The organism is Kamptonema formosum PCC 10802, from assembly GCF_000332335.1.
Classification (GTDB): Bacteria; Cyanobacteriota; Cyanobacteriia; order Cyanobacteriales; family Oscillatoriaceae; genus Oscillatoria.
In genome coordinates this window covers 5,079,980-5,089,747 of record NZ_KB235948.1, presented here as the reverse complement: position 1 = coordinate 5,089,747, position 9,768 = coordinate 5,079,980, and the positions used below count along the sequence as shown (strand labels likewise).

10 protein-coding genes and 1 pseudogene are annotated in these 9,768 nt (G+C 53.9%); 5 read left to right on the top strand and 6 right to left on the bottom strand.

Annotated features, from left to right (window positions below):
* The first annotated feature begins 119 nt into the window (after nt 1-119).
* Complete coding sequence (locus OSC10802_RS50650) at nt 120-302, top strand: hypothetical protein (protein WP_155968213.1); 183 nt, start codon at nt 120-122, stop codon at nt 300-302.
* Here OSC10802_RS50650 and OSC10802_RS0122335 read toward each other — a convergent pair.
* The 5 genes and pseudogenes from OSC10802_RS0122335 to OSC10802_RS54715 all read right to left on the bottom strand — a co-directional run bounded on the left by OSC10802_RS0122335 (nt 297) and on the right by OSC10802_RS54715 (nt 4,003).
* Entirely contained in the window at nt 297-1,448 is a 1,152-nt protein-coding gene (locus OSC10802_RS0122335) for a hybrid sensor histidine kinase/response regulator (protein WP_017718996.1), read from the bottom strand. The two genes, OSC10802_RS50650 and OSC10802_RS0122335, sit on opposite strands and share 6 nt — an antisense overlap.
* Nucleotides 1,449-1,893: 445 nt before the next feature.
* Nucleotides 1,894-2,031 carry a hypothetical protein gene (locus tag OSC10802_RS50645; protein WP_017718994.1) on the bottom strand — a complete coding sequence of 46 codons (138 nt, stop codon included), beginning with the start codon at nt 2,029-2,031 and terminating at the stop codon, nt 1,894-1,896.
* 514 nt (nt 2,032-2,545) lie between these two features.
* A complete protein-coding gene (locus tag OSC10802_RS0122320) occupies nt 2,546-2,737 on the bottom strand; it encodes a hypothetical protein (RefSeq protein ID WP_017718993.1) in 192 nt (63 codons plus the stop codon).
* A gap of 245 nt (nt 2,738-2,982) precedes the next feature.
* Nucleotides 2,983-3,657: pseudogene (locus OSC10802_RS57025) on the bottom strand (hypothetical protein).
* A gap of 151 nt (nt 3,658-3,808) precedes the next feature.
* Nucleotides 3,809-4,003 (bottom strand): hypothetical protein, encoded by a 195-nt coding sequence (locus OSC10802_RS54715; protein ID WP_017718990.1) that lies wholly within the window; start codon nt 4,001-4,003, stop codon nt 3,809-3,811.
* Nucleotides 4,004-4,654: 651 nt separating this feature from the next.
* Between OSC10802_RS54715 and OSC10802_RS0122300 the strand changes: the two genes are divergently transcribed.
* Complete coding sequence (locus OSC10802_RS0122300) at nt 4,655-5,368, top strand: response regulator transcription factor (protein ID WP_017718988.1); 714 nt, start codon at nt 4,655-4,657, stop codon at nt 5,366-5,368.
* Here the strand turns inward: OSC10802_RS0122300 and OSC10802_RS55780 are convergent.
* Nucleotides 5,358-5,486 carry a hypothetical protein gene (locus OSC10802_RS55780; protein WP_255349161.1) on the bottom strand — a complete coding sequence of 43 codons (129 nt, stop codon included), beginning with the start codon at nt 5,484-5,486 and terminating at the stop codon, nt 5,358-5,360. The genes OSC10802_RS0122300 and OSC10802_RS55780 overlap by 11 nt on opposite strands.
* Before the next feature lie 513 nt (nt 5,487-5,999).
* On the opposite strand from OSC10802_RS55780, the gene OSC10802_RS0122290 reads away from it, so the two are divergent.
* From OSC10802_RS0122290 to OSC10802_RS41235, 3 genes are all read left to right on the top strand, one after another.
* Nucleotides 6,000-7,001, top strand: a complete 1,002-nt coding sequence (locus OSC10802_RS0122290; RefSeq protein ID WP_017718985.1) for an ABC transporter ATP-binding protein — start codon at nt 6,000-6,002, stop codon at nt 6,999-7,001.
* A gap of 245 nt (nt 7,002-7,246) precedes the next feature.
* Nucleotides 7,247-8,035 (top strand): ABC transporter permease, encoded by a 789-nt coding sequence (locus OSC10802_RS0122285; protein ID WP_017718984.1) that lies wholly within the window; start codon nt 7,247-7,249, stop codon nt 8,033-8,035.
* Between the two features lie 285 nt (nt 8,036-8,320).
* Nucleotides 8,321-9,352 (top strand): serine/threonine-protein kinase, encoded by a 1,032-nt coding sequence (locus tag OSC10802_RS41235; protein ID WP_017718983.1) that lies wholly within the window; start codon nt 8,321-8,323, stop codon nt 9,350-9,352.
* Nucleotides 9,353-9,768 lie beyond the last annotated feature (416 nt).

The window sequence follows — 9,768 nt, the reverse complement described above, 5'->3', positions numbered from 1 at the left end:
AGAAGCTTCGGGAGCTCTGGAGCAAGGGAGGCCGGAATGTAGGTTTCCTAAATGCTTACTGCTATATAGACGTAGGGCAGGCGTCCCGCCCCCCCAGAAGGTCTAATGTTCTAACCTAAGTGCATACTGCTATAAAAGCCAAGATACCGGGAGAATTTTTTCCTCTGGCTGAAAAGGCGTTCCAGCCATTTTGTGCGATCCAAAATCAGGGCATACAAAATCAAAAATTCGTATTATATCGTGCCACTGTGAGATATCAAACCGCACCTGAACACCAGAGCGCCCCTCAATCTTCATTATAGTGAATCAGACAGTCGCAATTTAAATGGCAGCGTCACCGTCACCGCAGTGCCGGCTCCCACTTCCGACTCTACGGCAATTTTTCCGCCGTGCAAATCCACACACCGTTTAACAATTGCTAGCCCCAATCCTGTACCGGGAAGCGCGCCTACATTGCTGCCCCGGCTAAAGGCATTAAACAGTCGCCCCAAGTCGCCAGGGGGGATGCCAATGCCGCAGTCAGAAATGCAGAAAATAGCGGCATTCTTTTCCCCAGTCAGTTCCAACCGCACAGAGCCCCCGTTGGGAGAATATTTGATGGCGTTAGAGAGCAAATTGCTCAAGATTTGACGCAGGAGTTTTTCATCGAGTGCGGTGCGGGGAAGGGCGATCTCCGGTGAGTGGTGGCACTGAAAAATGATTTGGTGCTGGGGGGTGGCGGTGAGTTGGGCTTCGGCCACCAAATGGCGGCAAAATGCTTCTAGCTCCAGTGGGGCGGGTTTGAAGGTGAGTTTTCCGGCTTCGGCTTGGCTGATGCACAGCATGTCGCCCACCAAATCGTTGAGGTGTTGAGCGGCGGCTTGAATGCGGTGGAGGTGTTCAAGTTTTTTCTCCTCGCTCCACTGGTTGCCGTAATATTCCAGCAATTCAGCAGAGGACAAAATGGCGGTCAGCGGGTTGCGGTACTCGTGGGACACCATGCTGACAATGCGGGATTTCAGGTCAGAGAGTTCTTTTTCTCTCTGGAGGGCGTTGAGAATTTCTGCCTCCGCCTGCCGTTCTTGCAGCAGCCGGCGCACGCGCATCCGCAGCACCGCCCAGTGGATGGGCTTGGTGATGTAATCGGTGGCACCGGCCTCGAAGGCTCGATCTACGGACTTTTCGTCTTCCAGGCTGGTAATCATCAGCACCGGCGTGCGGCTGCTGCTGTCAGTCGCTTGCAATTTGCTGCAGCAGGTAAAGCCATCCATCACCGGCATCTTGGCATCCAGCAGCACCATATCCGGGTTGAGAAGCGCGTAGGCATCTATTGCTTCGGCACCGTCACTGGCTTCTGCAACCTGATACCCTTCTTGTTCCATCGCCCGGCGCAGGATTTTCCGCGTCGTCCTGTCATCGTCCACTATCAGGATCAGGGGCGTATTTTTCTGGAAGGCGGTGATGTTCATATTTGCCACTTGCGGTCATTTCTATTCTGGCCCAAGGAAGGCGGCACCTTGGCGCTACCCAAGCTGCTTTCATCTCTGGGCGCTCCCCAGGCTGTCACGCTCCTAATTTTCCTCTTTATTGCGCGTGCTATTCACTGGCAATTGCCCTAACCGTCGCCTGACTCGCATGAAAATACCCTCCTTTTCTTCTCGCCTTTATTCATTTTCTCCCCGCCCGCGCTTCAACCGCCTCGCTTTGGCTGTTTTACAAATTAAATTCAAATAGCAATTTAAATGTTTTTGCTTTTTGCCCGGCAGTTTGCATGCCGGTGGGAATTGGGGATCGCCGCAGATAATATTCTGTCCGGCTGATTAATTGCCATTATAACCGGGCGGGGAGAATGAGGAATGCCCAATCCCCAATGCCCCGCTCCCGCCGCAATGCCCAATCCCCCATTTTTAATGTTCAAGGATGAGCTGTTTGAGCTGCTCGCTGGCTTGCAGAGCGCACCTTCTCATCTGGGTCGTGGGCTAGCCTGTCTTGCAGCAGGGGCTGGGTTTCGGGGTGGTGAGGGCTGTTAGCCGCAGCCAATTTGCTTTCCACCGGCTGAAGTATGCTACAATCTATCGCTCTTTTGTCACTTTGGGGCAATTTGACGAATTTGCGCCATTTCAGGCAGCGACATATCGGGCTTTCACCCTTGTTTGACAAAAGAGGATTATAGCAGTATGCACTTAGGTTAGTACATGGGCATCATCGCATCATCGCATCACGCAAAAGCTGGTAGGGGCGGGTTTACTAACATCTGGTAAAACCCAGAGACATCTTGGGTGAGCCCGCCCCTACTTACCCCATGCGCGATGCCCCATGCGCATGAGCCCCATACGCCATGCCATGAATGTCCTAACCAATATGACTGCTGCTATAGGAGCGTGCAGCCACTCCTGCCTGAAAGCCAAAGCTGAGCGGTTGCCTGAGATCCAGGTGTCCGCACCTTTATGACCTCAAAAATCGACGGGCGGGCTATAAATCGGGATCGTGCGTGGAGATCGCGATATTTTACTGTGGGCATTGGTTGATACGCCTTGGTTGAGAGACTCGGAAGCTGATGTATTTGTTAGCAGCGGTTAAAGGTTGCTCGCAGGGCAGTTCCTGATTGCGGTTGAGAATTGCCTTCACCGTCGGCAGCAGCGGGTTGCCGGCGAGTTCGCCAATTGCCGGTGAGGACAAGGGTGGCAGCTAGCAAGCGAGGGAGCTTGCGCTGTTTTTCTGTCTTGTCGCCAATCGCTAGCCGGTGCCATTTTTGCAAAAATTCGGGGATTTTTTCGGGGGAGAGGTGTTGCAGGGTAAAGTGCCGGCATTGAGCGTCCCGCAGGGGTTGCGACTTGTATAGCAGCAGTCATATTGCTTAGAACAATAGAAGCTTCGGAAGCGGGGTGAGCAAGGGAGGCCGGAATGTAGGTTTCCTAAATGCTTACTGCTATATAGACCTAGGGCAGGCGTCCCGCCCCCCCTGAAGGTCTAATGTTCTAACCTAAGTGCATACTGCTATAGCTAACGATCCGAGAGGTCGGCATCACCCGCACTTTGGGGGCAGTCCGTGGTGAAGCGGACAATCTCCCTGAGCGAGAGTCCTTCGCGGGTGTTCTGCGGCACGAACACCTGCCACACTTTCAGCTTGTATTCGTAAGCGTCTGTCGAGAGGGTGTCTAAGTTTAGGTGCCGGTCAAAATTCGGCGCGATCCCAGCGAGTTCCTCGGCGCTGCGCCGGATAGCTTCGAGATTTTGCGAGTCCAGGATGCTGCGCAACTGCTCAGATTCCCCGATCAGGGCTTTGACTTTTCTCAGATACTGCTTGCCGATCGCTTGCCAGTCAAACTGGGACGGCAGGGGCTGCTGCCCCAGATTCTCCCAGGTTTTGGCAAGCCCGGCTGTGTCTAGCGCTTTGCAGTCTTCCTTAAAAGCGGTGCCTCAGATTTTTTTGACCGATTTGGCGTCAATGAACTGATTTAAGGCTTTTTTGGACTGCTTGAGGTCTGCCGGTGAGCACCCCCAAGCCTCCAGTTCCTCCTGTAGCAGCCTCAGGAATTCCTTGAGGGCGCGACCCGCCGCCACATTCAATTGATGCTTGCTGGCCAGGGCTGCCAGATTGCTGATGTCAAAAAAGGTCGCTGGCGCAGTCTTCGAGTCTCCCTTGCGCCAGTCCGAGGAGGATGTCTTGAAAGACAAACCCCGTCAGTTCTTTTACTCTCGAGGCAACAAACCAGTCTACCATGTTGCAATGCCTGAAAGCTTATAGGAATCTATGACAGTCCGCACAGAGGGCGGGGGGCGCACCGGCCCAAAGGGCCGCCGGCAGCACCCAGCCTGCCGACGCCCGCTAGCGAACAGCCCAGGCGAAAGGCTGCCGGCTTTTTCTCTCGTCCCCTAAACTCCCTGTTTCGGAACCGTCATCTTTTTGCCTGTATGGAAGCCTGCCGGTGCTGACCTGTCCCCCCCGCTCCGGCAACCCCTCTTGTTTCCGGGGGGAAAGTTTGTGTTCTGGCGACCCGTCAGAAGTCAGAAAATATAACACAATGATGTAATTCAAATAGCAGGCCAGCAGCGTATTGAGAACGAATATAACGGATATGCGGGGTGGCGTCTGGCGGGGAGGGGGCTGGCGAGGGCAGGTTTTTCATGCCAGCCTTCAGGAGCCGGGGGGCCTGAGCAGCTAAAACCCTTATATTAACGTCAATTCTCCCCCTGCCCGCCACGCCGGGAGGGGGCTTGGGGCCCCCTGTTGAAAACCCCGTTTCTGGAAAACGCACTCCCGAAAAGGGTGTGCAATTCTACTTTCGCAGTGTTGCAGCCCACTTTCTCGGCTATTTTCGCTCGCCCGCGCAGGGCTTTTTCACGCTTTGAGTCTGGCAGGATTTTAAGTTATGGTAGTATGGGAGAGTCTCTATACACGGCTGCTAACCCCCGTCTGATTTAAGGAATAGCTAACAAAAAGTTACTTTTCGTTGCGCTAAACTCCTGACATGAGTTCCAATCTCATGCCGGTAGGTTAAGATCGTTGACCGCTAGGTTCCTCGCCGATAAATTTCTAAAATGCAAAGATAAACGGCTGTGCGGGGAGGCTCTTTCCCTCACGGTTGCGTAGATTGCTGCCAGGGCTTCACCTGGCGAAAGCGATCGGTCTGACGAATCTTTCTTGCCCATTTGTTAGAGCAAGGTTGTGGACATGGCCCCTGCCAAGATTCTTGTCGTTGATGACGACCCGGCAATCCGGAATTTAATCCATCGCTTTTTGAGCAAGCAAAACTATGAAGTGGAGTCTGCAGAGGACGGTAAGAGCGCCCTAGAGCTGTTTGAGCACCTCAATCCCGATCTGGTGATTCTGGATGTCAACTTGCCGGACACCACCGGCTATCAGCTCTGTCAAGAAATGCAGGGGCGCACCGGCGTGTTTGTCCTGATGCTGACCAGCCGCGGGGACGAAGCTGACATTATCCAGGGCTTTTCCCAAGGTGCGGATGACTACATCACCAAGCCGTTCCGTCTGGTTGAGCTCGCCGCTAGAGTGGCGGCGATTTTGAAGCGCCGGCGGATCGTCACTGCCAACGAACTGCTTTCCCTCACTTTCGGCGGGCTGTTCATCGATCCGGTGCGCCGGGAGGTAAAGCTCAACAGTGAGATGGTTCCCTTAACCGCCCTGGAATTTGATTTGCTGTATTTTTTGGCCAGCCACCCCAATCGGGTTTGGCGCAGGAATGAACTGCTGCAACAAGTCTGGGACTACGATTATGTCGGCGACCAGCGGGTGGTGGACGTCCATATTGGCCAAATTCGCCGCAAGATTGAACCCGATGCCACCCAGCCCTCCCTGATTCAAACTGTTCGCGGCGTCGGCTACAAGTTCGAGCTGCCGGGGACTTCTCAGGCATCTAAGGCGTGAGGGAGCGAGCGCTGCCGGCTTTGGCTGAACCCCCGCCAGCCAGCACCAGCCCAGACTTGCCCCCTGAAACCGCCAGCCGTCTGTCCCGGCTGTTTGTCCTGTTTCTCTTACCGGTCACACTTCCGGGCCCGCACCGGCTCCCGCCCCGATAGAATCTCCTATTTTACGTTTGAATAGTTTAACTATATCGGCAGGTTGCAGTGCTGTCGTATCGCCTGCCGTCTGGCTTTTGTGCTTGCAAGCCAGTGTTTATTCAATAAGCAACTAGCCGTATATTAGAAGAGTTTTGCCGGCCCTCCGTGACGCGGCTGCCGGAGCGGCAGCTGAGGGGGGGCCGCCTTGCGGGCGAAAATAAATTAATTAACCGGATTAAAAGCGTAAAAAATAAGATTTTGGGACGATATCAAGAATCTTAGCTGTGTGTTAAATTAAACTTGGCAGTCGGTGGAATAAAGATTGGGCAGACAGCAGTTAAAGAAAGTGATTAACCAGAGTGAAGGCGGCGCAAGTGGCTGGCTCCGGCGCATCAGGGGCGCAGGGATTGCCCAAAGACAAGCGATGCCGGTGCCGGTGCCATTACAATGGTGAGCATCTGCTCTGCGCAGAGCAAGCGGTGTTGTCGTAGTAGAATATGTCGATTATCGTGGCTGATGACCTGAGCAAGGTCTATCCGGTGGCGGTCAAGGAACCGGGGCTCAAGGGGACGTTGCGCCACTTCCTGCGCCGCACTTACCGCGAGGTGCGGGCAGTTCAGGGGGTTTCCTTTGAAATTGAACCGGGCGAAGTGGTGGGATTTTTGGGGCCAAACGGTGCCGGAAAAACCACCACCCTGAAAATGCTCACCGGCCTGATCCATCCTTCTGCCGGTCGGGTGCGGGTGGCAGAACAGGTCCCTTTCCGGCGGGAGGCTTCATTTTTGCAAAAAATTACCCTGGTGATGGGACAAAAGCAGCAGCTGATTTGGGACTTGCCGGTGCTCGACTCCCTGAAGATCAATGCTGCTGTCTACGGCATCCCCGACAGAGAGTACCGCCGGCGTGCCAGCCTCCTGACGGAGATGCTCTCTCTGGAAAACAAGCTCAACGTGCCGGTGCGCAAGCTTTCCCTCGGAGAGCGCATGAAGGCTGAGCTGATGGCAGCGCTGCTCCACCAGCCACAAGTGCTGTTTCTCGACGAGCCCACCCTGGGACTGGATGTCAACGCTCAGGTGGCGGTGCGGGAATTCCTGCGCGAGTACAACCAGCGCTACGGGGCGACAGTGCTGCTGACGAGCCACTACATGGCCGACATCACCGCGCTGTGCCGGCGGGTTATTTTAATCCACGAAGGTCAGCTCATCTATGACGGCAGTCTGGAGGGACTGCTGGAGCGCTTCGCCCCCTACCGGGAAGTTCAGGTGGAACTCGCCCACCCCCTGCCGGTGCAGACGCTGCAGGCTAGCTCCCTGCTGTCTTCCTACGGGGAAGTGGAATCGGTGGATGGCCAGTCGGTGCGCCTCCTGGTGCAGCGCGAGTCGCTCACCGGCACTCTGACAAGGATTCTCGCGGAGCTAGAGGTGCTGGACTTGAAGGTCACAGACCCGCCGGTGGAGGAAGTGATTGGCCGGGTATTCCGCACCGGCGGGGTGTCTTGATATGCTTTACGTTTGTATAGGAGTCTTATTTATTTGGTTTAAGAATGAACCGCCAAGACGCCATAGACGCGCTTTCTCGGCTTCCCGCAGGGTAGGACGCCAAGGAGGATGAGGAGATGGCTTTACAGGCGCTTGGTGAGATTTTGGTGCCGGTTTTAACTGCCTAGTTCAGCTTGGGCTGACGCCACTGCCCTTGCGGTCGCCGGCAGCGAGAGATAATAGAAAAGTATTCAAGCGTAAATAATATGAGCCGATTTTTCAGAATTGCCAAAACCTTGCTGGTGACGTATTACGCATACATGCTGGAATATCGAGCCGAGCTGTTTTTGTGGGCGCTCTCTGGCTCGCTGCCGCTAATCCTGATGGGCATTTGGATGCAGGCGGCGCAAGGTGGGCGGTTTGGGTGGGAGCCGGTGGATTTTGCTCGCTATTTCCTGGCAGTTTTTATCGTCCGCCAGTTTAACGCAGTTTGGGTGATATGGGAGTTTGAGAAAGAAGTTGTGCAGGGGAAACTGTCGCCGAAGCTGCTGCAGCCGGTCGATCCCGTCTGGCACCACATCACCTCGCACATTTCCGAAAGGATTGCCCGCTGGCCGTTCATTATCGGGCTGGTGCTGCTGTTTTTTGCCCTGTATCCCCAATCTTTTTGGCTGCCAAATATCGGGCAGTTTTTGCTGTTTGCGCTGGTGGCGGTGCTGGCATTTTTCCTGCGCTTTCTCATCCAGTACACCTTTGCTATGTTCGCGTTCTGGATGGAGCGAGCGAGCGCTATTGAGCAAATCTGGATGCTGTTTTACCTGTTTCTCTCTGGCGTAGTTGCCCCGCTGGAAGTTTTCCCCGAGCCGGTGCGCCAAGTGGTGCTGTGGATGCCGTTTTCCTATCTGGTTCATTTTCCTGCAGCGCTGCTGGTAGGGCTGCCGGTGGATCTGGGGCGGGGGCTGCCGGTGATGCTGGGTTGGGGGGTGGTGTTCTTTCTTTTGAACCGGTGGTTGTGGCGGCGGGGGTTGAAGCACTATTCGGGGATGGGAGCGTAGGTGCAGGGGGCGACAGGTACGGGATGTGACGGATAGGGGAGAAACTGCCTCAGTAGGGGTAAACCCCGTGGAAAAATGGTTCATCACTTCGGGGCACCTAGGACAGGCGAGACGCCTGTCCTACGCCTTATATCCGTAGGGCAGGGGTTCCCTCCGACCCCCCAAGGTCTGATGTCCGTTCCCCATGTGGCTAGTGCTATAAAAGTTAAAGTGGTTGCAACCCTCTCTAGGCAGATTGTGTTAAACTGACAAATAACCCAAAAGACAGAGGCTTCTACCTGTCCCATGACACTCCCTATACTCCTCAATAATCGCTTCCGCCTTATTCAAGAAATTGCTGCAGGGGGCTTTGGCCAGACATTTAAGGCTGTGGATGAACACAGTCCTAATCAGTCTAAGTGTCTGGTTAAGCAGTTTAGGCGTCAAAGTCTAACTGGGATTGACATCCCTGACATACTACCCCGTCTAGAAGTGGAGAGTCTGAGCCTGCTAAAACACCCTCAAATTCCGATGCTGATCGCCTGTTTTGAGCGAGATAATGATTTCTGGTGGGCGCTAGAGTTTATTGAGGGAATATATCTGCAACACGAATTACAACGGGAGGGAGCTTTCAGTGAAGCTAAAATCTGGCAGCTCCTTAATGAATTGCTCACCGTCCTAAAATACATTCACGCTCAGAATGTAATTCACAGAGATATCACCCCTAGCAATATCATTCGACCGCTGGACAACAGCAAGCCGCTGGTTTTAGTCAATTTTGAGTATTCAAATCCTAGAGCCACTGCAAATTTATGTATGGGAACCTCAGGCTATATGGCTCCTGAGCAAGAAAAACGCAGAGCAGTTTTTGCGAGCGACCTGTACAGCTTAGGTGTGACCTGCATTCATCTCCTAACTAATGCGTATCGCCCCGATGAGCTTTTTGATGATGCTACTAAGTCTTGGGTGTGGCGAAGTCGCTGCAATAGGGTGAGTGACAGTTTAGCTGTAATATTGGACAAATTACTGGAATTAGACACGGCAAAACGCTATCAATCCGCTGAGGAAGTGATGCGGGACATCGCTGCCGTATCGCGGCCAAAGGGACAAAGCACTGGTAATCGACAGGCACCACCTCCGCCTTCCCCGGCGCAGCCCAAGTCAAAAGTTATAACAATTTGGGATAAGATAGCAGCTTTAGGAGCGGCAGCGCAAGGATTAGCAGCTTTAGTGGGCATACTTATCGCTTTGGGGTTAATTAAGGTATTTATCCCTTCTCCAACAGATGAGAGCAACAAAGTGCCTATCTCGACAGGGAAGGATTCAGGTAGCCGGTGAATACCTGCCGGTGCCAGAGAGTAGAAACCAAGCGGCTTCGCGCTTGAGTTGAGGGAAGCACGGTAAGGAGCGTCACAAACCATGCTGGTTGTCGGCTTTTTTTGTGGCCGGTGAACAGGGCTTGAACCGGCTTTTAGCGAATAGAAGCGAATGGATTTGTTTGGTGACCGCGTGCTTAAGCTCCCTCCCTTTAAGAGTTCAGGCGAGACGCCTGCACTGCGGGAGGGGTGGGATTTTTTCTAATTCCTTAACAGGACAATCTCGCCGGCGCACCGCCGTTTGTATCGCAATACACAGTTAGTTTAGGACAAGGCATGTCACTTGCTAGTAGGGATAGGGAGCGGAGGGAACGCCTGTCCTACGTCTTAACCTAAATGGCTGCTGCTATAGTTGGGCTAATGCCCTACCGGCGTTTG